This is a genomic window from Opacimonas viscosa, from assembly GCF_024199005.1.
Lineage (GTDB): Bacteria > Pseudomonadota > Gammaproteobacteria > Enterobacterales > Alteromonadaceae > Opacimonas > Opacimonas viscosa.
In genome coordinates this window covers 1-21,392 of record NZ_JANATA010000004.1, presented here as the reverse complement: position 1 = coordinate 21,392, position 21,392 = coordinate 1, and the positions used below count along the sequence as shown (strand labels likewise).

The window sequence follows — 21,392 nt, the reverse complement described above, 5'->3', positions numbered from 1 at the left end:
TAATAAAGCGTTTACGTTAATGACTCTGTGAGAAAGTTTTGTATTGCCAAAAGTAACTGGTGTGGAGCCTGCATATGGACATAGTGGTTACCCGGCAAAGTCGTTAAGCTATGCTGGGTCTTCAACCATTTAGTTCGTTGTGCGTATTGTTCACTAATCCGAACAAAACCTGAGTCCCCTTTGATGAAGAGTATCGGACATCGAATGTTCTGCATAATATCTTTAGCTTGTGCAACGGTCATTCTGAAGGTTGAAACGGTGCGTAGTTTTGGATCTGTTCCCCATACATAGCGACCTTCAGTTTCGCGTAAGTTCCTGCGCATAATCATTGTTGCGTGCTCTTCAGATAAATTACCCGCATGCATTTTGGCACTAAGCACTCGAGATAATGAGTCGGGTTGCTTGATAGTCTTTTGTGCTTGTTCTATTCGGCTACGCAAAGCTCGTCGCATCTGTTGTACGGTCATAGTGGAGTCCTCCACCAAAGGTCCAACAGCTTCAATACTAATAAAACGTTGAATACGCTCTGGTAATAAGGCACAAACAGAGGCACCAACAATGCCTCCCATCGAATGCCCCACCAATATCACATTTTCCCAACCTTGGGTTTCAATCAAAGCGGCAATATCCATAATATAATCGGTATGATGATAAGCCGCATCAGAACCTCTATGTTCCGATAAACCGTGGCCCGGAAAATCTATACAGTGCCATGTGTAACTAACTAAATTTCTTTCAGCTATAGTGGCCTGGTGCGAGGCCTGTGAAGTAAGTTCTGCCTCTACAGTGGCCTCTGAACCAAGATTATCTATCTTTTGTGATGCCACAAATAAATCATCCCAAAGAGGAAGAAATGAAGCGGCATTGTCTAACCAACCATGCAGACACAAAATAACGGAGTTTGATTTTGCAGTCATCTCAGTTGCAGGGATATAAGAAAATCCACGTAAAATTAACCCTGAGGGCAGTGGAAACTCACTCGGCGTATACCTCATTTATTGCGAACTCTATCACGTTCGTCGACTTGCCTAGGACGCTCTAATTGAGGGCGTGGGGGCGGCACAGTTCTCTCTGGTAACACTTGTCGAGTATGTGAGGTAGTACTGCTTGTACTTTGTGCACCATCTGATCCAGTTGTATTTTTTGTCGGGACACCAGAGGGCTGTCCGGATTGATTATTGTTCGAGCGAATTCGAATACGGCGATTTTCCAAATAATTAAGATAGTGACGGCTTCTAAAATAAGGAAATCCACTGTCAAATCCAAACCCATGACCAAAGCGATAAAATGGCATGACCGAAATAGTTTGGACATCTACCTCCTGAACATCTTCCCAAAGGTGATAACCTGACACTTGAATACTTGGGTACACATAAGGTTGTTCCTGGATAATGTCGCTGACCGGTTCACCCACTGTACCTAGCACACTAACAACGCGTTCTTGTTTAAATACTAAAGGATCAATAAATCCATCGACAAACGCTTTAAAACGCCCAATACTTTCCGCTCGCAAATTTGGACGACCTGATGCACGCAATGGATAATGCACGATTTCGATAACACTGCCATCTGCATTATTTTTTACATTAGCAATGACACCACCCCATCGGGCCTGAGCATTTTCACTTACGTTTTGAGTCACTACATCTTGGTAATTAACCAAACGAGCATTTTCCGGTGCTTGTAAAGTATCAGGAATACTTGAACAAGCGCCAAGTAATAAGATACTCGTCAATACTATAATTTTTTTCATGAGGCCGTACTCCATTTATCAATGTGTACACACAAATTGCATGTCACTAAGTCGCTAGGCACAGGGCATTAGCTATCGTCTATATTAATAAACTTACATGAATATAGACTGAAATTCAGCATATTATAAATAGTGGAGCGAACAGTGGCAGGTTTTTATTAATCGGTGAAGAAGGTTAAGCGTAAATATCAACGCCCATTAATGCTCTAACCTCTTCACGTTTTTGTTCTGTTTGGAGTGATTGATAAGCGTGTAACGCTTCTCTGACTTGGCCATCAGGCTGATCGTAAAAGGTTTGTTGATCCTGACTAAAGCGTTCTGCTTTTGCATATGCTTTATCCGAAGCGACTTTATCCAGCACTTTTCCAACAATAATCGTGTCACTTTTTTCCGGGGAATCGATTTTTTGTTGTGGGCGAGCTTGGCCTTCCTGCTGTAGTGATTTTACAGCGGGATTGGTCACCAGCGCACGTTGCGCTAATAAGGCTGAAGCTTCAATATCCATAGGTAGTGTGTATTCTCTTTATATTGATTTATTTTATAACTTTACCGTTAGTAAAGACAAAAACGACTATTTTGTCCAATCTAAACTCGGTTAATTTTATTGCTGAAAATAATAACATCAACTGTTTATTTTTTAAACACCCAAACAGGTTGACTGTAAATATCCGAATAAAATGGTACCCGTAACTAAAAGACCTACCCTCGTCCTGGTAGTTTTTTCCATGTAACCTTGTCACGCACATATTCCGGCTGAACCTCTGCAATAGGCAAAGCCTTACCAGCTGCAATTTGGCTTAATGCAGCTGGCAACATAAATTCTGCTGACGGCAAGGTAACAGCTAGTTCTGCAGTAATGCCAAACTCCGCATAAGCTTGCCAACCGGTTCCTGCTAACACGGCTTTTGTATGAGTTATATTTTGTTCAGCCAATCGCGCCAAAACTTCGTCAGGTGCTAACACTTCCTCGTGCCCTACTGCCTCTACACTGTGACCGTCAAAGCGATAATGAGCGAAATATACTTCAGACATGCGCGCATCAATAGCACAAAGAATATTGACTGGTGTACCCTTTATAAAAGCCATATCTTCTGGGTTATCAGCAATATATTGATTCGATGCTTGTTGTGCCAAAGCCTCTAGTGTCGAAATTCCGACGACTTTTTTATCTAAACCCAAGGCTAACCCTTGAATAATACCCGTAGCAATTCTCACGCCAGTAAAGCTACCCGGACCACGACCGAAGCCCAAAAAGTCAAGTTCTGCTTTTTTTAACCCAGATTGTGCGAGTACCTTTTGCACCATGGGGAGGATATTGACGGCGTGTTCTTGGGGACAAATAGCAAAATCAGTAAAGGTAGCTGCTGGTGTATGTATCGCTACGGAACAGGCTTCTGTAGCGGTATCAATCACAAGAACATTCATAACTTGTACAATCCTAATAAAACTTGCGCAATGCAAGACATGGTTAACGTTGAGGTTTAAGGGTTTCTAGAAACTGCACCGCTTGTTGCAAATCTCGGGTTCGGCGCATAGGTGGCAAACTCTTTAAGAAGATTTTACCATACTCTTTAGTCGCAAGACGAGTATCACAGATCACCAAAACGCCCTTGTCTGTTTCGTCACGAATCAAACGTCCCGCACCCTGTTTTAATGTAATTACAGCTTGGGGGATTTGAATGTTAGCAAAGGCATTCCCCCCATTTTTTTTACAGTCATCAATCTTAGCTTGCAAAAGAGGATCATCCGGTGCTGCAAATGGGAGTTTATCAATCAATACACAGACTAAATCATCACCACGCACATCGACGCCTTCCCAAAAAGCCCCAGTAGCACACAAAACAGATGTACTGTCGGCTAAATAAGCATCTAATAATGCCTGTTTGGTTGTCGTACCCTGCACCAGTATTTTATTTGTAATTTCTTCTTGGAGACTTTCGGCCACTCGACGCAACATATAATGCGAAGTGAATAACAAGAAACAGCGTCCTTTTGCGGCACGAACTAATTGTTTTGAAATATCGATAAGATGACCAAGCATTCTCTTGTCAGAAGGCTCGGGTAACAACCTCGGCACACATAACATAGCCTGTTCTGCATAATTGAAAGGACTGCCTAAGGTCATAGTTTTAGCCGAATGTAAGCCCATTGCATCTTGGAAATGGGTGAAACCTCCATCTACCATTAGGGTTGCAGAAGTAAAAATCCAAGAGCGTTTTGGCGATTGTGCTATTTCATTGAATTTTTCTGCAATACTCAGTGGTGTACGGTGCAATACGACTTGCTTCATAGTGGTTTCATACCACAATGACACTCCTAGCACTGAAGTATCAGTAACCGCTGCTAAGTTCGTTTTTGCTTGTACCATACGCTCGTAAATATTATCGAGTGCCTTATCGCGACCGATATGGACTTTTAAAACATCCACACAAGTATGCAAGGTTTCAGTCAAACGTTGTAATGTCTCAGCGACACTCGCATTTTCAATCGCTTCAATATACTTCCCACGTTGACCTTTTTCAGGAAATGCTAAACGAAAATCAGCCGCCAGAGCAGCAAGTTTTGTCGCAATTTTATCTGCCTGTTCAATATCTTTTAGAGATGTTCGATAAATTTGATGTATATCACGTGCTGCATCATGCAAGAAACGAGTGGAAAACTGTTGGCCAAAGTATTCACTCGCAATATCAGGAACTTGGTGTGCTTCATCAAAAATAATGGTTTCGGCATCAGGGATCAGTTCACCAAAACCAGTGTCTTTTAACGCAAGATCTGCAAAGAACAAATGGTGATTCACGACAATAATGTCAGCATCTAACGCCGATTGACGGGCTTTTACCAAATAACAACCATCATAATCGGGGCAATCTCGGCCTAAGCAATTATCTACTGTCGAGGTAACAAAAGGTAAAATTTTCGCATTTTCTGGTAAGGCTTTTAGTTCGCCCATATCGCCAGAACTGGTGCCTTCGGCCCATGACCTTACCGTGGTCAACTCCATCAGTTGCGCTTTGTCTAAACCACGGTTAGTTTTACCATATTGGTCCATCCGAAATTTACAAAGATAATTAGATCGTCCTTTTAGCAAAGCGACTAATTTATGCGAAGACATAGCATCACGCACGACAGGTAAATCACGATGAAACAACTGTTCTTGAAGGTTTTTAGTCCCAGTCGAAATAATGGCTTTACCGGTACTTGCAAAAGCGGGGGCCAAATAAGCAAACGTTTTTCCGGTCCCCGTCCCTGCCTCTACGATTAAGGTTTGCTTTAATTTCACCGCTTCAGCGACGCCTTCGGCCATTTGGATTTGTGGCTCGCGTGGGGTATAACCGGAGATTACCTGAGCTAAGAGACCGTCTTGGTCAAAAACTTTACGAATTTTTTTAGGCATGTAAGGAGCTCAGTAAACTAGGATAAAAAAAGTATGCAACAAAGTGTGCGCATAAACCACTGTATATAGGTACAGATATTAGCATCATTTTACCACAACGGTAAACTAGCAACTCCCATAAATAATACCCAGAAACCAAAGAAAATTTTCACTTGAGTGGCCGAAAATAACAGCACAATATGTTTAGCTAGGGTACCACCAATAATAGCTCCTAACCCGGCAAATATCGCAACTGGATAGATAATAGTAGAGAAGCCTTGTACGCCTTTATCAAGTGCAATTTCATTCAGTAATACAAAATAACCGATGCCACTCCAGACTGAAAAAGCCGTTACAATTACAGCCACAGCAATCGCCATCGTGACCGATGCTGAGCGTAAAATCAGATAGACTGCAACCATTTCACCGACACCTATACTCAACCAAGCCGTAATGACACCGCCAAACAAAGCAATGATCGGCAGAGCAATGTAGTCTAGACGAGTCAGACTAAATGGTTGTTCTTCTTGTTTTAGCTTTGGTAACGTAACAAACAGCGCAATGGCTAAAAATATTGAAAAACTGCCAAAAATCCAGTGCAATAAATGATCTGCATGCATGACCACATTGACCCATCCGGCGTATTGATTCAGCCAGATCCCAACAATAGAGGATGGTACGGTCAGCAATAACAGTGTCGGTAAAGTTTGCCAAATAGGTGCTAAAACAGGATCTTGTTTGTTTTGTAAATATTGATCACGCCAGCTAATTGCGCCAGCCGTCATTCCGAAACATTGGATCGCAAAACTTGTCGCCACAATATTTATGGGATTAAACGCAAATTGATTAAACAGAGGAACAAAGACAACGCCACCCCCTGCACCCGTCGCGTTAGCAAATATAGCACCGACCACACCCACTAAAGAAAATAATATATAGTCTTTGACCAACACGAAGGGAGCATCCTGAGACAAAAGCAATCCAACTAGACTGAGTAACAGTACTAATAATATTAACAATCGCTTTTTAACTAACATGACATATATGCTTCTTGGGTTGATTTTGTAAATGAATTTTTATAATTTGCTATTGATACGTGTGTTTTGTAAAACGGTGCTATTGTGCGTGCCAAAATTATGAAAAACAATGACATTTGCTTTTACTCAACACTTTTCATCCAGCAAAACATTGCTTTTATAAGGCTTTTTGCATGATCGAAGTCAGTAAAAACGACAGCGCTACTATCATATCTTTACGTCCAAATCGCTCAGCTACTTGGAGTGAGACCAAATGGATGATTATATTTATGGTCGCTGTGGTATTTATTATTGCGGGTGGCTGGGCCTTTGTGGGTGCTTGGGTTATTTTACCGTTTGCGGGTTTAGAAGTCGGTTTATTTGCTTATTTTATGTACCGTGTTTGTCGGCAGGGTTTCGCGCAACAAATCATAACAATTACTAAAGACCTCGTGGTCATCGAAGAAGGGATTATACGCCGAGAAGTCGCCAGGACTTATGACCGCAATAGCCTCTCTTTTGAAGTCACAGAAACCGAACGAGATTGGCACTTACCTGATATTGTGGTTTGCGTAGAAAATTATCGACTCAATATCGGTGAATTCTTAAACAAAGACGACCGAATGCTCCTCAAAGATACTTTAAAAAATATCGGCTTACCTCTGAGTCGAACAAAGTGGTGGTGCGACTAATTCCGACACCAGTCTATGGGGTACTCTGGTAGCCCCAATTCAACTACCGCAAGATTTTACCACTGACACAACACTATCTGGCTAGTGTCAACTTTACCTTTTAAGAAACTTTGATAAGTCGCAAGTACATTGGCTACCCCTTTGTGCTCTTCCACCATTAAATGCCCCGCTAAACGCTGCGCCACAAATGTCCATGACTCTGCGTATTTTTGATTAAAGTTTGGTTTGCCCCACGTTTTGTTGAGCACTTTTACATGGTCAGGTGCAAAGAATACGGAGCCTTTAATTTTCCCTTCTGGTTTGTTGCTTTGGGATTGTAAATCAGTGATCCCAATAAATGATGTCTGTCGATGTTTGGCATCTAAAATTTCTTGAAGTTGCTGCAATAATGCTTTGTTACCTGCAAAATCTAAAATCCATACTGGATTTGTAAAACGCATATTACTCACTTCTGAATACTCTATAACCTCATCATAACACGCCAAATCTGTGACGAAGTCGACCGAACGTGCGCTGGTCAAGCCGACGACTTCACAATGAGCAAGTTGTTTTAGTAAAAAAGCACAACCGTAAGCCGTTTTACTAGAAGCACTCGTCAACAGAATGGTCGTAGGTAACCCCACCGTTTGAGCGGCAATATGTTCTTTGAGTACAAACGAGGTTAAAAATAAAGGCCGGAAATTCGCTTGCCAAGCTTCGCGACTAGCATCATACATAGCATCATTGGCACACCACATATACTGATTATACACCGGTGAATTTGCTACACGAGTCACATGATTGTCGCTAAAACCAATGGCACTAACATTCTGTGGTGACATGATCCAATGGCTCGCCATCGGCAGATAGCCAAACAAACGTTGACCAACAGATACCTCTGGATGTTCAGAATCGGTAACAACAGCAAACCCCCAAACAGGAACAATGCCAGAGTTTTCATCAACTGTACCGAGTGGTGTCCAAGCAGGAAAAAAGCCCCAATACCCAAAAGTATCGCCGGTTACGGCATAAGTCACATTGTTGGATGAAAAACCAAACCGTTCAATACGCACACGTACTTCCCCTTTTACTAAGCTTTGCTGAGGCAAAGGCACTAGGGTTTGTTGGGCAATATTGCTCTTTTTAGTATGGATGGAAAATGCGGTGTGATTGTCGAGATTATTGTTCTTTTGCATTACCAGCTCCCTATAACACGCCATTAATAAAAATGATGTGTGTTTTGATCAGTGTCTTGTTTTAATAGCACTATAAACACTATTTTACGCTCTGTCTAAACAGTAAGGAATATCTTTGAAAACTGAAACGTCTTTCGACATTATCGTATTTGGGGCAACTAGCTTTGTGGGTCAAATATTGGTGGAGTATTTAGCTAATTATAGTGCAGAAGAAGTCAAATGGGCTATGGCTGGTCGGTCTGAAAGTAAACTAAAGGCCGTACAAATTGACAAAGGTGTGGCTAATATCCCTTTAATCGTGGCTGATAGTCATGATGAGGATGCTTTGCACAAAATGTGTGAACAAACCAAGGTTGTCATTTCTACTGTTGGTCCGTATGCATTATTTGGTGAAACGTTGGTCAAGGTCTGTGCGGAAACAGGTACCGATTATTGTGACCTAACCGGAGAACCACAATGGATCAAGGCGATGCTGGATAAATACGAAACCACCGCTCAAACCAGCGGCGCTCGTTTGGTTCATACTGCAGGGTTTGACTCTATCCCTTCCGATCTAGGAGTGTGGGCATTGCAACAAAAAGCCATTGCGCAAACAACAAAACCCGCACAACACATTCGCATGCGAGTGCGTCGTATAAAAGGAGCTGCATCAGGCGGCACTATTGCTAGTATGCTCAATGTCGTTGCAGAAGCTGGTAAAGACCCAAGTTTGCGTAAATTACTCGTCAATCCTTATGTACTATGTCCAACTGGGCACCATTACTCATTGCGTCAAACTAATCACAAAAAAGCACAGTTTGAAACTGCAACGGACATGTGGACCATGCCATTTGTTATGGCGGCCATTAATGAGCGTATTGTTCATCGCAGTAATGCCTTACTAGATGATCTGTACGGTACTGACTTCAAATATGATGAAGCGATGCAAGCTAAGTCGGGAGTACAAGCATGGAGCATGACCTTGGGCTTAGGCGCATTTATGCTGGGCGCCAGTATTGGTCCAATACGTCGCTTGATGGCAAGTAAATTGTTACCTAAACCCGGTGAAGGTCCTAGCCCAGAAGCGCAACTAAAAGGAATGTTTGACATGCGTTTTTATGGCGAGTGTCACGATGGCTCAAAACTCGAGTTTAAAGTGACAGGTGATCGCGATCCGGGTTATGGCTCTACCGCAAAAATGCTGACGCAAACGGCCCTATGTTTAGCTTTTGATAAGCCAGATCTAGCAGGCGGTAGTTGGACACCGGCTGCTGGTTTGGGGCAAGACTTAGTGACTAGACTTGCAGAGCATGCTGGGGTTGAGGTAGTTGCTGTGCAGTAAGTGATAACTGCATAAAACGGGTTGGCTATTCTAGCCGACCGCTCATACCACAGTACTCATCAGATAAACCAAACGAGTAATAAAGCTGTATAAACATGCAGCTTCCGTTTAATCGTAAATATTTATAGAATCGAATAATTACAATAATAAGGATTTGTTTATGCAACTGTTTTCTCGTTTTATCTTACTTGCTAGTAGCTTATACTGCGCCACAAACGTGGTGCACGCTAATAACGAGGACATGCCCCAAGTATTTGCCCAAGTGTCTTCTGCGCAAATACAATATGCTCCCCAATCCAACGTTATCGCTTTACCCCACTCTACACATGCAGACTATCGCTTGGATATTAATGCACTTAGGGCCGCTGCAAAACAACAGAATCGGGTAGCCAAATCAGCTCATAATACGGATAGTCAACACACCTCTTTTAGTAAAAGTATCGCGTTGGATGGATTCACATATACTTTGTTGCATACCCAAGGACAAACAAGCAGTATCGGCGAGCTAATAGGTCATGGGCAGCACTGGTTTTATATTTCTACAAATAACGGGACTTGGAGTACTGATCTCACTCTAATTGATACGGGTGAACGCCAACATATCAACGACACTATTGGCACGCCTGAAATAAATCCTCGTACCCTTGCTAAAAATGCCTCTTCCCGTCAAGCACGCTTACTTAATGGCTATTATGTAAGTGATGTACTGCTGTTATACACCCCCAATATTGTGGCTGAATTCCCGGGTGAACTAACCCAAACGTTACTTGAGCATCTCATTTTCAAAGCCAATCAAACTTTTGTAAATAGTAGTATAAATGTGCAATTAAGGTTGGTTGCGACCGAATTTATTGATTACACACAGCCTTCGTCTTTGATTGCTCTAGATGAGTTATTAGCTGCATTGCGTGAAGAAAATGTTGTTACCCCTAGTCTACAAGGTATTGCCGACGTTCGGAATGCCGTTGGAGCCGATTTGGTTGCAATGATCCGCACACATGATCTTAATGAACGCGAAGTGTGTGGCGTAGCAATATTTCCAAACAGCAGCGATGACTTTGTTGCGAATATTTCAAACGTCGGGATCAGTGGGGGCTCAAATTGCGCGTTTACCTTTACCCATGAGGTGGGGCATAACTTCGCGGCAGAACATCAAAAATTTGGTGACCAAATCACCTCTCCTAGCACGCCAGCGGGTGCGTTGATCATCCCTGGTCAATTCAACACCATCATGTCATCGATTGGCACTGGTGATGTGAACCGCAATTACAAACTCGAAGTTTTTTCTAATCCTTCCACCACCTGCGGTGGGCAGGCGTGTGGTGACCCGCGTATTGCCGATAATGCTGCGGCGATTGAGGCGGTAGCGGCACAAAACGCCAACCACCGTGAACCGGTTGTGCCATTGACGAATTTGGTCGTGCCGTTGCGCACCATGCCAGATCAGGACGGTGATGGTGTGGATCAAACACTGGATGCATTTCCATTTATGGCCACTGAAACTACAGATACTGATGCAGATGGCGTTGGCGATAATAGCGATGCGTTTCCAAACGATGCTACTGAAACAAGAGACTTTGATGGTGATGGTGTAGGTGATAACGCAGATCTTGATGCTGATAATGACGGCGTAGCGGATGCTTTGGATGACTTACCGTTTGATGCCAACAGCGCTGTAGATTCAGATTTTGATGGTGTTGGGGATAACCTAGATGCTTTTCCGTTCGATTTCCAAGAAACACAAAACTTTGATAACGATGGGTTTGGTGTGCTAAGTGATACGGACAATGATGATGATGGTGTAGATGATTACACAGTGCCTAATGTGTTATCTGCAAGTAGTATGGTGGTTGTTAGTGCAGATTCTCAACAATTATTGGAATACGATGCGACTACCGGAAACTTTTTAGGCGCCATTGCTGATTTTGCTCCACTTGCTTTGACTTTTCGCACTGACATTGTGCGAAATGGCAACAACCTTTATTTCATTGAATATAGTGATGTCGTACGTTTTAACTTGGTCACTCGTGAAAAACAAATCGTTATCGACCGAAGTCAGCTTCTGACGAATTTTCCAGTTCATATAATCTATGACGATAACCGTGATCGCTTAATCGTAAATAATGGTCTGGGGCGTTCTTTTATTGAATCGTTTGCATTGGATGACAGTGGAAATAGTCTGATCAATCAGCTTGGCTCAGTCGATGTTTATCGCGATATGGTTTTGTTGGACGACAACCGTTTGTTAGTTGCAGTTCGTAGTAATAATCGCTTGGTCACACGCACATTTAATGAAAGCAACGTGATGGGGTCAGGAAACTTATTTGCCAATCAAGGTTTGGACAAACCAGAACACATGGTACGTTTAAACGATGGTCGGATATTAGTGAGTAATGCAGGTGCTGGTAATATCGTTGCATTTGATGCCTCAGGTGGTTTTTTAGGTGAGTTTGTTGCCGCTGGTGACAATGGCCTAGCCACCCCAACTTGTATGGAACGCGGTCCTGATAACCGTTTATATGTGTGTAGTGGTGCGACTGACGAAATTTTTGTATATGACACATTGACCAGCGGATTATTTACTAAAATTGTTGCCGCGGGTGCTGGTGGTTTAGACCGGCCAGTGGGCATTGTATTCATCGGTAAAGTCCTCGATGACGAGCCTTTTAATCCACAAAACGACAGTGATTTTGATGGGGTGAGTAACATTTTAGATCCACTCCCATTAGATGGCTCTGAGACTAGTGATGTCGATGGCGATGGTATTGGTGATAATGCTGACACTGATAATGATAACGATGGCATGCCTGACAGCTTTGAATTGACCTATGGCTTTGATCCGTTAGATCCCTCTGACGCCAACGGAGATGCAGACGGTGATGGAATAACCAATGTTAACGAATACAACCAGCGCTCAAACCCTATTCGCAGTGAAGCTGATTTTGAATCAGAACGTGCTAGCAGTGGTGGTTCACTCCATTGGTGGTTGTGGCTTGGTTTAGGGTATTTGGTTTATCGCCGTCGCTGCCAGACTTACGCTAAGAGAGGCTTCAGGGCTTAGCCTATGCACTTTGTCTTGCGCTGAATAGACAGCCCCCGAGAAGGGGCTTGTTGGCAAAAACACATATAAACTGAACAGTTACCGGCTTTTTTACCTATTTATTTTTCTTCTCAATGACTATATCGGCCTGACTACGCAATTTCTTTTTCTTACGGATATTGGCAAAAGGATCTGGCTGAGGAGTATCTTTAGCTGCGGCTCGAAGCTTGACGGTTTGCTTTGCCACATCTGAATCCGTAGACGACTTGCGTGGCTTGATTTTATCAAAGGCATCTAAAATAACGTTACCTTTACTAGGCTGACAGAGCTCCTCTGCCTCCGCTTTTTTATTTGCATAATGATTTATCAAACCAAAACCCAACAATAATGCCACATAAGCTAAGTATTTATAAACAAAACTCATACCTGTCGCGGGTACGGGGTCTTGCATTTGTGCCCACATGAGATAATCAGAATGTGCCATGTTTATCATAATAATTGTCAGGACCAACAATAACGTGCTCACAATGAGCACCTTGTAATTACGCCACAATAAAAAGGTTAAAAAATATTTCAGCAAGCGATGCATTAACCGAATACTCCTATACCGAGTACAGCTAATACGGCGAGGACACCTTTTTCTTTGATCGCAGAATAGATTTTACGCTCTTCTTCTTGCACCACAATTTCAAGTTCTTCTTCGGTAAATTCAGATAAATCACGGTCACATAAAATAATCCGGACTTCTGCTTTTTCAATCGCTTTATCTCGGATCACTTGCCGGTATTTATCTTTAATATCTGAAAAATATTTCATGTGCTTTCCTGTGTGAATAAATTACAGTCTACACAAAAATATCTAAATGCTCAGTATCATCATCATTATTTTGACCGGTTTGGTCAGAAGAATTATGTTTCGAAATGTGTTTTTGCTTGCGCGCAGCATAAGCTGGATGAAACTTTTCTTCTGTAAGATCAGCTTCATCTTCTACGGTTTTCCTTACCTCTAACTGCTTTTCGACTCTACCACTGGGTTTTTGCTGCAACCTCACTGTCGAAGGACGGGGTAAGTATGGGATCATCATATCACTCATACAGAGTCCTCGAATATATAAGACTTATTTATTATATCGGTAGCTGATAAAAAATCCTTAATTATACGGCTTGAGGTTTGCCAAGCCCGAGATAAAGAGGTAATATTCATCACATCTTTTAAGAAGTAACGTCTTCTATCAAAATAATGAATTTTATCTGCGCAAATCATCATCACCATCATTTAGCATAACCTTTCTGGTTCGTGCCGGAAGGGTTGTATTCCTTCCAGAGGCGTAGAGTTATCTTACAACCCCCGGAAGGAATTTCGGGGGTTTTTTGTTTTATAAAATTGATTGCACCAGACAGACGTTAAAACGCGAGAGGACTAAATCGCATGAGTGACACCACAAGATTACGTATAGCTATCCAAAAATCAGGTCGTTTAAGTGACGACAGTATCAGTTTATTAAAAGCCATTGGCGTAAAATTACAGATCCGTGACCGTTTGTTAATTGCCCATTCCACCAATGAGCCTATCGACTTGTTACGTGTACGTGATGATGATATCCCTGGATTGGTCATGGACGGTGTGGTTGATTTAGGTTTTATTGGTGAAAATGAGTTAGAAGAAAAAATGCTCGAACGCGCTGCAGCAAATAAGCCAAGCGATTTTAAAACATTGCGTCGCTTAGATTATGGCGGTTGTCGTTTATCCATCGCCGTACCTAATGAATTGGACTACCAAGGCGTCCAGTCATTAGAAGGAAAAAAAGTAGCAACCACCTACCCTTATCTACTGGAGCGTTTCTTTGCCGAAAAAGGGGTAAATGCCCAAGCGGTTATGTTGACTGGTTCGGTTGAAGTTGCTCCTCGAGCTGGGGTAGCAGACGCAATTTGTGATTTGGTATCTACCGGCGCAACTCTAGAAGCTAACGGTTTACACGAAGAAGATGTCATCTTTTCCTCAAAAGCAGTGTTAATCCAAAAATCTGGTGAACTCAGTGCTGACAAACAAGCTATGATCAACCGTTTTTTGCCTCGTATTGACGGTGTTATGCAAGCTAAAGAAAGCAAATATATCATGTTGCACGCCCCAAAAGCTTATTTGGAACAAGTCAAAAGCTTGTTGCCTGGTGCAGAAAACCCGACGGTATTACCCCTTGCGCAAAACGATGAGACTGTTGCCATACACGTAGTTAGTACCGAAACGTTATTTTGGACCACGATGGAAAAACTCAAAGCACTAGGATGTAGTTCCATTCTAGTGATGCCAATCGAAAAAATGATGGGTTAATACACACATGCAAATACAGTGGAATGAACTGACCGAAGCACAACAAGCCGCTGCGCTTGCGCGACCAGCACAAAGTAATAATCCACAATTGAGTGAGCAAGTAAGCGATATTATTGACCGTATTAGAACCAACGGGGATGCGGCCTTACTTGATTACACAGCTCGTTTTGATGGCGTTAACTTAGCTACGGTAAAATTAAGTACTGAAGCAAAAGCGACTGCACTCGCCCAATTAGGAACAGATGTAAAGGCAGCTATTGATATTGCTTATCGCAATATTAAAGCATTTCATACTGCACAAATGCCCAAAGACGTCACATTAGAAACCCAACCAGGTGTGCTATGTGAACTCAAACATGTCGCATTAGATGCTGTAGGTTTATATATCCCTGGTGGAAGTGCACCTTTGCCGTCTACCGTTTTGATGTTAGGAACGACAGCCCAAGTTGCAGGGTGTCTTCGCAAGGTGCTCGTGAGTCCACCAAATGCTCAGCAATCCTTGGCACCTGAAATCATCTATGCTGCTACTTTGTGCGGGATTGATGAAATTTACCTGTGTGGTGGTGCACAAGCCATCGCTGCATTAGCCTTAGGGACTGAAAGCATCGCCAAAGTTGATAAAATCTTTGGCCCTGGTAACTCTTATGTGACCGAGGCCAAACAACAAGTCGCCTTATTAGCTGGTGGACCAGCAATCGATATGCCCGCTGGCCCATCGGAAGTATTAGTGCTAGCAGATAAAGATGCCGATGCAGATTTTGTTGCCTCCGATTTGTTATCCCAAGCAGAACACGGTAAGGACTCTCAAGCTATTTTAGTGACAGAATCACAAGCTCTTGCAGCAGCCGTAGAACTTGCTGTGGCTGACCAGCTAGCCCGATTATCACGCCAAGAAATTGCCGCTCATGCTATGCAATATGCTCGTTATATCGTTTGTGATGATATTACCCAGGCCATCCAAGTCAGTAATTTATACGCGCCAGAACATTTAATTGTTCAAGTGACTGACACAGATACGGCTTTAGCCCAATTGAAATATGCGGGGTCTATTTTCGTAGGACCTTATTCACCCGAATCTGCAGGTGATTATGCCAGTGGGACTAACCACGTATTACCAACTTACGGATATTCACGCAATTATTCCAGCTTAGGCTTGTTGGATTTCATGCGTCGTTTTACGGTGCAAACATTGTCCAAAGCTGGCTTACAAGACTTAGGGCCAGCCATCATGCACCTAGCCGAAGCTGAAGGTTTGGATGCACATAAAAACGCAGTGGCCATACGTTTAGCAAAGCTCAATGCAGGAACCCGTGATGCTTAATTTTTTGAAGAAAAACGTTGCTAAGCACGTTTTAAACTTAGTTCCTTATGCGTCGGCACGCCGGTTATTTGCAGCGAGTGAACAAGACAATAATGCGCAAACACCGATTTGGCTCAACGCCAACGAGGCCCCAAAAGCCCATGACTTTACGCTAGATACGAGCCTGTATAATCGCTACCCAGATTGTCAACCTGACGCTGTGATTACCGCTTATGCTGAGTATGCTGGAGTAGCCAAAAATCAAGTCTTAGTATCGCGAGGCGCCGATGAAGGAATTGAGCTACTGATCCGGGCATTTTGTAATCCAGAACAAGACAGTATTTTGATATGCCCTCCTACATATGGGATGTATGCGATTTCTGCAAACACGTGTAATGTAGAAGTAAAAAACGTCCCACTCATTCATCGTAATGAGGATAGTGAAAATACTGAAAATCGCGACTTTGGCAGCTTTCAATTGGACGTGCCAAAAATCGTCGCACAAGACGACAGTGTCAAACTCGTCTTTATCTGTGCACCGAATAATCCCACTGGAACTTTACCTGCCACTGCGGATATTGAGGCGATCATTAATCACTATGCGGATCAAGCATTAGTCGTTATAGATGAAGCATATATTGAGTTTGCCGATGCCACACACACTGCATGGCTTGACCGATATTCCAATGTAGTGATTTTACGAACATTATCAAAAGCATTTGCTTTAGCGGGTTTGCGTTGTGGTTTTACACTTGCGCACCCGGAGGTCATCACGACCTTATTAAAAGTCATTGCGCCGTATCCTTTGTCTGCACCGGTGGCGGATGTAGCAGCTCAAGCTTTGAGTATTGCTGGTCTCGCACGCATGCGTGCACAAGTGAGCGAAATTATTGCGGAACAAACACCTTTGGCCCAGAGTATTACTCAGCTAGGCGATATTGAACTGGTAGGTGCCCAGTATGGCAATTTTATTTTATTCCGTACATCACACAAAGACGCATTAATGCAATATTTAGTCGATCACAAAGTGTTTATTCGTGATCAATCCAAACAAATACAACTTGCTAACTGTCTGCGTATCAGTACCGGTGATGCAGCCCAAAACGCGCGACTGTTAGCATTGATGACTCAGTTTTATAACCTTCAGGAAACGACTGCCTTATGAGTTCAGCCCAACCTATCTTATTTATTGACCGTGATGGAACATTGGTTGAAGAACCACCTGTGGACAAGCAATTAGACCGTTTGGATAAATTAGTCTTTGAGCCTAATGTCATTCCTGTATTGTTGCGTTTGCAAGCAGCAGGTTTTCGCTTGGTAATGGTCTCCAACCAAGATGGACTTGGTACAGACAGTTTCCCGCAAGCAGATTTTGCTGCACCGCATGACATGATGATGGCAATTTTTGCATCCCAAGGTGTGCATTTTGACGATGTATTAATTTGCCCACATCACCCAGAAGATAATTGCACCTGTCGCAAACCCCACTTAGGTTTAGTCAAAGATTATCTACAACAAGGTCGCATCGATTTTACCCGCTCTTGTGTAATTGGAGATCGCATTACGGATGTACAGCTAGCTGAAAATATGGGCATTCAAAGTTTTCAGTATCACCCAGAAACGTTAAACTGGAATGATATTGAACGCGCCTTATTGTTTTCTGAGCGCGTTGCAAAAGTCGAACGCAACACTTCAGAGACGAAAATTTCAGTTGAAGTCAATCTAGACCAACAGCGTCCTTCAGAGATCTCTACTGGGATCGGCTTTTTTGATCACATGCTGGATCAAATTGCGACGCATGGCGGTATTTATCTCAATATCCAAGTCTCTGGTGACTTACATATTGATGACCACCATACTGTCGAAGATACCGCCCTAGCCTTGGGTGCAGCAATGAAGCAAGCTTTAGGCAACAAATTCGGAATTGGCCGGTATGGTTTTGCTCTACCCATGGATGAATGTCGTGCAGAATGTTTAATGGATATTTCTAATCGTCCAGTTTTACAATTTACCGCGAATTTCACAGAAGCCAAAGTCGGTGAATTAGCGACTCAAATGGTCGAGCATTTCTTCTATTCGCTATCCCAAAGCATGGGACTGTCTTTGCATTTATCTACGACTGATGGCAATGCGCATCACCAAGTTGAAGGGCTATTTAAAGCCTTTTCACGTGCCTTACGTCAAGCTATCAGCAAGCAAGGTAACACCTTACCTAGCTCTAAGGGAGCGTTGTAATGGCTCAAAATATTGTCATTATTGATACCGGTTGTGCCAATATTTCTTCGGTGAAATTTGCTTTGCAACGCTTGGGTGTACAAGTCACTGTTTCAGATGATCCAGCGACGATACTTGCCTCTGATAAAGCTTTTTTACCCGGTGTTGGTTCCGCGCAAAATGCGATGGCTTCGATTGCTAACAAAGGGTTAATCAAGACGATTCAATCTCTGACACAACCTACTCTTGGGGTATGTCTAGGGATGCAACTTATGACGGCAGTATCCCAAGAAACAGGTTTACACAGTACGGATGATATTCCCTGTTTGAATCTTATCCCTGGCGCTGTTGAAAGAATGCAGGTGGGTGATTTACGTCTTCCACATATGGGTTGGAATACAGTTAATCCCAATCGCAACCCATTATTTGCAGGCATCAACCATGGGACACATTTTTATTTTGTCCATAGTTATGCTGTGCCGGTATATGAACATACTTTAGCAACCTGTGAATATGGTATGGCCTTTAGTGCAGCAATCCATAAAGATAACTTTTATGGGGTACAATTCCACCCTGAACGCTCGGGTGACGCCGGTGCCCACCTACTTGAAAATTTTGTGAGACTGTAATGATCATTCCAGCAATAGATTTAATTGATGGCGAAGTGGTTCGTCTTTACCAAGGCGATTACGCCCAAAAAACCCAGTATGCCAAAGACCCCATCGCCGTTGTCCATGAATATGCGGATGCCGGTGCCCAATGGCTACACATCGTTGATTTAACCGGTGCCAAAGATGTCACTAAACGGCAATTAACCTTAATCAAAGCTATGGTCGATACCCAACGTATGTCTTTCCAAGCTGGCGGTGGGATCCGCAGTGAAGAAGATGTCGCGCAATTATTAGACATTGGCGTGAAGCGTGTCGTTATTGGCTCATTGGCTGTTAAAGAGCCTGAACTGGTAAAAGGTTGGATGCAAAAATATGGTCCTGAATCGATTGTATTGGCATTGGATGTCAATATAAATGCCGCAGGTAAAAAATGTATCGCTACGCACGGTTGGCAAGAAGACTCAGGCGTAGAAATCGAAGCACTACTAAATGATTTCTTGAGTGTGGGTGCTAAACATGTGTTATGCACTGACATTAGCCGTGATGGTACTTTACAAGGCGCAAATGCTGAACTCTATGCTCAAATGAAAGCACAGTTCCCTTCTGTAGTGTGGCAAGCATCTGGTGGTATTGGTTCTTTAGATGATATAGCGCGTTTACAACCGACTAATGTAGATGGTGTTATCCTAGGTCGAGCCTTGTTGGAAGGTAAATTTACGGTAGCGGAGGCAATTGCATGTTGGCAAGACGCATAATTCCTTGTTTAGATGTCAAAGACGGTAAGGTAGTTAAAGGCGTAAAATTTCGCAACCATGAGATCATTGGCGATATCGTTCCACTAGCCAAACGCTATGCGGAAGCTGGTGCTGATGAGCTCGTCTTTTATGATATTACCGCATCAAGTGACGCGCGTGTTGTTGATAAAAGCTGGGTTGAACGTATTGCAGAGGTAATTGATATACCTTTTTGTGTCGCTGGTGGAATCAAAACAATCGAAGATGCAGGACGTATTTTAGCAATGGGGGCTGATAAAATATCAATCAACTCCCCTGCTCTAGCCAACCCTGAATTAATTACTGAGTTACACGATGTCTATGGCCAGCAATGTATTGTTATCGGCATAGATAGTCATTTCAACGAAGCTACCGGAAAATATGAGGTGTATCAGTTTACCGGTGATGAAACACGGACTCAACAAACCTCATGGGAAACCGCTGACTGGGTAAAAGAAGTGCAAAAACGCGGTGCTGGTGAGATCGTCCTAAACTGTATGAACCAAGATGGTGTTCGTGAGGGTTATGATATTAAACAACTCAAAGCGATTCGTGAACTATGCCAAGTCCCGTTGATCGCTTCAGGCGGTGCGGGTCGCGTACATCATTTTGCAGATGTATTTAAAGAGGCAGATGTTGATGGTGCATTAGCAGCTTCAGTGTTCCACAAAGCGATTATCGATATTGGTGAGCTGAAAACTTACCTACATAATGAAACTATTCCAATGAGAACTGTATGATCATCACCACAGAAAATAGCGCGCAAATCGCGTGGCAAAAAATGGATAACTTGGTCCCTGCTATCGTGCAAGATGCCGTATCAGGTAAAGTATTAATGCAAGGCTACATGGATCAAGCTGCTTTGGCACATACTTTAGAAACGGGCCACGTTACGTTTTTTAGTCGTTCCAAACAACGTTTATGGACCAAAGGCGAAAGCTCTGGTAACACATTAAACCTAGTACAGGTCGAGGCGGATTGTGATAACGACAGTCTATTAGTACTCGCCCACCCTGTCGGCCCTACTTGCCACACAGGTGAGACGGCATGCTGGTTTGATAATGCCCAAAGTGATTATACGTTTATCGCAGATTTGGAACAGTTAATCGCTAGTCGTAAAGGCGCCGATCCAAGCTCTTCATATACAGCATCTTTATATAACAAAGGCATTAAACGCATTGCCCAAAAGGTCGGTGAAGAAGGTGTAGAGACGGCATTGGCAGCAACAGTTGCTGATTTAGACGAGTTGAAGAATGAGTCGGCAGATTTGCTGTATCATTTGCTTGTGTTACTTCAAGCAAGTGGTTTATCTATGCAAGATGTGGTTGGTGTGTTACGACAGAGACACAAATAAGTCGTTGTGGCTTAAATAGACTCTAAGCACGACTCCCTCCAAAGATCAGTAAGATTGTGACGCCTTCTCTGAACCTAACACCTTTTGTGTTTCGCTTTGAGAGTAGGCGTTTAGTTTTTTATTGCCCGGTGACCAGCCTACTAAGAAGCGTTCAAAGTCAGCCCATGCATAGCTCACTAAACTTTGCCATTCTAGAATGGCTTTAGTGTCTACTCCCAGATTCGCAAGATAACTATAATACTCTGCCAAGATATCGTCAGCGTATAGTGCTAACTCTTCTCCCGTAAAACAGCTTCCCAGTAAATACACCACATCCACCACACCGACACCACGTCCTACATACTGAAAATCGACAGCACAGACTTGCTGTTTATCTGCCGAAAAACAGTAAGCGTACGGCCATTACACCTAGTATCTTTATTTAAGTGTCCACTTGTTTTTT

Annotated in this window: 22 protein-coding genes and 1 other annotated feature; of the genes, 11 read left to right on the top strand and 11 right to left on the bottom strand. The window is 42.9% G+C overall.

Features of this window, described 5'->3' with window-relative positions; all coding sequences use genetic code 11:
- Positions 1-11: 11 nt before the first annotated feature.
- The 6 genes from NLF92_RS03540 to NLF92_RS03515 form a co-directional block, all read right to left on the bottom strand.
- Positions 12-995 (bottom strand): alpha/beta fold hydrolase, encoded by a 984-nt coding sequence (locus NLF92_RS03540; protein WP_254098952.1) that lies wholly within the window; start codon positions 993-995, stop codon positions 12-14.
- On the bottom strand, positions 992-1,753 hold the full coding sequence (locus NLF92_RS03535) for a Slp family lipoprotein (RefSeq protein ID WP_254098950.1): 762 nt from the start codon (positions 1,751-1,753) through the stop codon (positions 992-994). The genes NLF92_RS03540 and NLF92_RS03535 overlap by 4 nt, the downstream gene beginning before the upstream one ends.
- 175 nt (positions 1,754-1,928) lie before the next feature.
- Positions 1,929-2,258, bottom strand: a complete 330-nt coding sequence (locus NLF92_RS03530; protein WP_254098948.1) for a hypothetical protein — start codon at positions 2,256-2,258, stop codon at positions 1,929-1,931.
- Between the two features lie 194 nt (positions 2,259-2,452).
- A complete protein-coding gene (gene tsaB, locus NLF92_RS03525) occupies positions 2,453-3,178 on the bottom strand; it encodes a tRNA (adenosine(37)-N6)-threonylcarbamoyltransferase complex dimerization subunit type 1 TsaB (RefSeq protein WP_254098946.1) in 726 nt (241 codons plus the stop codon).
- 43 nt (positions 3,179-3,221) lie between these two features.
- Complete coding sequence (gene yoaA / locus NLF92_RS03520; protein WP_254098944.1) at positions 3,222-5,147, bottom strand: DNA repair helicase YoaA; 1,926 nt, start codon at positions 5,145-5,147, stop codon at positions 3,222-3,224.
- An 89-nt stretch (positions 5,148-5,236) separates the two neighbouring features.
- Positions 5,237-6,100: a sulfite exporter TauE/SafE family protein gene (locus NLF92_RS03515; protein WP_254098942.1), complete on the bottom strand. Its 864-nt coding sequence runs from the start codon at positions 6,098-6,100 to the stop codon at positions 5,237-5,239.
- A gap of 236 nt (positions 6,101-6,336) precedes the next feature.
- On the opposite strand from NLF92_RS03515, the gene NLF92_RS03510 reads away from it, so the two are divergent.
- Positions 6,337-6,834 carry a DUF2244 domain-containing protein gene (locus NLF92_RS03510; RefSeq protein WP_254098940.1) on the top strand — a complete coding sequence of 166 codons (498 nt, stop codon included), beginning with the start codon at positions 6,337-6,339 and terminating at the stop codon, positions 6,832-6,834.
- 56 nt (positions 6,835-6,890) lie between these two features.
- Here NLF92_RS03510 and NLF92_RS03505 read toward each other — a convergent pair whose 3' ends face one another.
- Positions 6,891-8,009 carry a DUF2855 family protein gene (locus NLF92_RS03505; RefSeq protein ID WP_254098938.1) on the bottom strand — a complete coding sequence of 373 codons (1,119 nt, stop codon included), beginning with the start codon at positions 8,007-8,009 and terminating at the stop codon, positions 6,891-6,893.
- 115 nt (positions 8,010-8,124) lie between these two features.
- Between NLF92_RS03505 and NLF92_RS03500 the strand changes: the two genes are divergently transcribed.
- Together NLF92_RS03500 and NLF92_RS03495 are read left to right on the top strand one after the other, a co-directional pair.
- Entirely contained in the window at positions 8,125-9,330 is a 1,206-nt protein-coding gene (locus NLF92_RS03500; protein ID WP_254098936.1) for a saccharopine dehydrogenase family protein, read from the top strand.
- 160 nt (positions 9,331-9,490) lie between these two features.
- Positions 9,491-12,391 (top strand): reprolysin-like metallopeptidase, encoded by a 2,901-nt coding sequence (locus NLF92_RS03495; RefSeq protein WP_254098934.1) that lies wholly within the window; start codon positions 9,491-9,493, stop codon positions 12,389-12,391.
- Between the two features lie 94 nt (positions 12,392-12,485).
- On the opposite strand, the gene NLF92_RS03490 is transcribed toward NLF92_RS03495, so the two are convergent.
- From NLF92_RS03490 to NLF92_RS03480, 3 genes are all read right to left on the bottom strand, one after another.
- Positions 12,486-12,896 carry a hypothetical protein gene (locus NLF92_RS03490; protein ID WP_254098932.1) on the bottom strand — a complete coding sequence of 137 codons (411 nt, stop codon included), beginning with the start codon at positions 12,894-12,896 and terminating at the stop codon, positions 12,486-12,488.
- 62 nt (positions 12,897-12,958) lie between these two features.
- Complete coding sequence (locus NLF92_RS03485; RefSeq protein WP_254098930.1) at positions 12,959-13,186, bottom strand: hypothetical protein; 228 nt, start codon at positions 13,184-13,186, stop codon at positions 12,959-12,961.
- Between the two features lie 28 nt (positions 13,187-13,214).
- Positions 13,215-13,463 carry a hypothetical protein gene (locus tag NLF92_RS03480; RefSeq protein WP_254098928.1) on the bottom strand — a complete coding sequence of 83 codons (249 nt, stop codon included), beginning with the start codon at positions 13,461-13,463 and terminating at the stop codon, positions 13,215-13,217.
- Between the two features lie 166 nt (positions 13,464-13,629).
- Positions 13,630-13,745: a sequence feature (His leader region), on the top strand.
- A gap of 53 nt (positions 13,746-13,798) precedes the next feature.
- Here NLF92_RS03480 and hisG point away from each other — a divergent pair.
- From hisG to hisIE, 8 genes are read left to right on the top strand one after another with little or no spacing between them, the layout of a single operon-like run.
- Positions 13,799-14,698 carry an ATP phosphoribosyltransferase gene (gene hisG / locus NLF92_RS03475; RefSeq protein ID WP_254098926.1) on the top strand — a complete coding sequence of 300 codons (900 nt, stop codon included), beginning with the start codon at positions 13,799-13,801 and terminating at the stop codon, positions 14,696-14,698.
- Positions 14,699-14,705: 7 nt separating this feature from the next.
- Entirely contained in the window at positions 14,706-16,019 is a 1,314-nt protein-coding gene (gene hisD, locus NLF92_RS03470; protein ID WP_254098924.1) for a histidinol dehydrogenase, read from the top strand.
- Complete coding sequence (gene hisC / locus NLF92_RS03465; protein WP_254098922.1) at positions 16,012-17,163, top strand: histidinol-phosphate transaminase; 1,152 nt, start codon at positions 16,012-16,014, stop codon at positions 17,161-17,163. Before hisD ends, hisC begins: the two co-directional genes overlap by 8 nt.
- A complete protein-coding gene (gene hisB, locus NLF92_RS03460; protein WP_254098920.1) occupies positions 17,160-18,233 on the top strand; it encodes a bifunctional histidinol-phosphatase/imidazoleglycerol-phosphate dehydratase HisB in 1,074 nt (357 codons plus the stop codon). The genes hisC and hisB overlap by 4 nt, the downstream gene beginning before the upstream one ends.
- The gene (gene hisH, locus NLF92_RS03455; protein ID WP_254098918.1) at positions 18,233-18,841 is read left to right on the top strand and encodes an imidazole glycerol phosphate synthase subunit HisH; all 609 of its coding nucleotides are present in this window, start codon (positions 18,233-18,235) and stop codon (positions 18,839-18,841) included. Before hisB ends, hisH begins: the two co-directional genes overlap by 1 nt.
- Entirely contained in the window at positions 18,841-19,578 is a 738-nt protein-coding gene (hisA, locus tag NLF92_RS03450) for a 1-(5-phosphoribosyl)-5-[(5-phosphoribosylamino)methylideneamino]imidazole-4-carboxamide isomerase (RefSeq protein WP_254098916.1), read from the top strand. Before hisH ends, hisA begins: the two co-directional genes overlap by 1 nt.
- On the top strand, positions 19,560-20,336 hold the full coding sequence (gene hisF / locus NLF92_RS03445; protein ID WP_254098914.1) for an imidazole glycerol phosphate synthase subunit HisF: 777 nt from the start codon (positions 19,560-19,562) through the stop codon (positions 20,334-20,336). Before hisA ends, hisF begins: the two co-directional genes overlap by 19 nt.
- Complete coding sequence (gene hisIE, locus NLF92_RS03440) at positions 20,333-20,950, top strand: bifunctional phosphoribosyl-AMP cyclohydrolase/phosphoribosyl-ATP diphosphatase HisIE (RefSeq protein WP_254098912.1); 618 nt, start codon at positions 20,333-20,335, stop codon at positions 20,948-20,950. The genes hisF and hisIE overlap by 4 nt, the downstream gene beginning before the upstream one ends.
- A 45-nt stretch (positions 20,951-20,995) precedes the next feature.
- Here hisIE and NLF92_RS03435 read toward each other — a convergent pair whose 3' ends face one another.
- Positions 20,996-21,259: a hypothetical protein gene (locus tag NLF92_RS03435; RefSeq protein ID WP_349293214.1), complete on the bottom strand. Its 264-nt coding sequence runs from the start codon at positions 21,257-21,259 to the stop codon at positions 20,996-20,998.
- Positions 21,260-21,392 lie beyond the last annotated feature (133 nt).

Coding starts and splice junctions, on each gene's coding strand:
- NLF92_RS03540 (WP_254098952.1), bottom strand. CDS start 995: ATGAGGTATACGCCGAGTGAGTTTCCACTGCCCTCAGGGTTAATTTTA.
- NLF92_RS03535 (WP_254098950.1), bottom strand. CDS start 1,753: ATGAAAAAAATTATAGTATTGACGAGTATCTTATTACTTGGCGCTTGT.
- NLF92_RS03530 (WP_254098948.1), bottom strand. CDS start 2,258: ATGGATATTGAAGCTTCAGCCTTATTAGCGCAACGTGCGCTGGTGACC.
- tsaB (WP_254098946.1), bottom strand. CDS start 3,178: ATGAATGTTCTTGTGATTGATACCGCTACAGAAGCCTGTTCCGTAGCG.
- yoaA (WP_254098944.1), bottom strand. CDS start 5,147: ATGCCTAAAAAAATTCGTAAAGTTTTTGACCAAGACGGTCTCTTAGCT.
- NLF92_RS03510 (WP_254098940.1), top strand. CDS start 6,337: ATGATCGAAGTCAGTAAAAACGACAGCGCTACTATCATATCTTTACGT.
- NLF92_RS03505 (WP_254098938.1), bottom strand. CDS start 8,009: ATGCAAAAGAACAATAATCTCGACAATCACACCGCATTTTCCATCCAT.
- NLF92_RS03495 (WP_254098934.1), top strand. CDS start 9,491: ATGCAACTGTTTTCTCGTTTTATCTTACTTGCTAGTAGCTTATACTGC.
- NLF92_RS03485 (WP_254098930.1), bottom strand. CDS start 13,186: ATGAAATATTTTTCAGATATTAAAGATAAATACCGGCAAGTGATCCGA.
- NLF92_RS03480 (WP_254098928.1), bottom strand. CDS start 13,463: ATGAGTGATATGATGATCCCATACTTACCCCGTCCTTCGACAGTGAGG.
- hisG (WP_254098926.1), top strand. CDS start 13,799: ATGAGTGACACCACAAGATTACGTATAGCTATCCAAAAATCAGGTCGT.
- hisD (WP_254098924.1), top strand. CDS start 14,706: ATGCAAATACAGTGGAATGAACTGACCGAAGCACAACAAGCCGCTGCG.
- hisC (WP_254098922.1), top strand. CDS start 16,012: ATGCTTAATTTTTTGAAGAAAAACGTTGCTAAGCACGTTTTAAACTTA.
- hisB (WP_254098920.1), top strand. CDS start 17,160: ATGAGTTCAGCCCAACCTATCTTATTTATTGACCGTGATGGAACATTG.
- hisH (WP_254098918.1), top strand. CDS start 18,233: ATGGCTCAAAATATTGTCATTATTGATACCGGTTGTGCCAATATTTCT.
- hisA (WP_254098916.1), top strand. CDS start 18,841: ATGATCATTCCAGCAATAGATTTAATTGATGGCGAAGTGGTTCGTCTT.
- hisF (WP_254098914.1), top strand. CDS start 19,560: ATGTTGGCAAGACGCATAATTCCTTGTTTAGATGTCAAAGACGGTAAG.
- hisIE (WP_254098912.1), top strand. CDS start 20,333: ATGATCATCACCACAGAAAATAGCGCGCAAATCGCGTGGCAAAAAATG.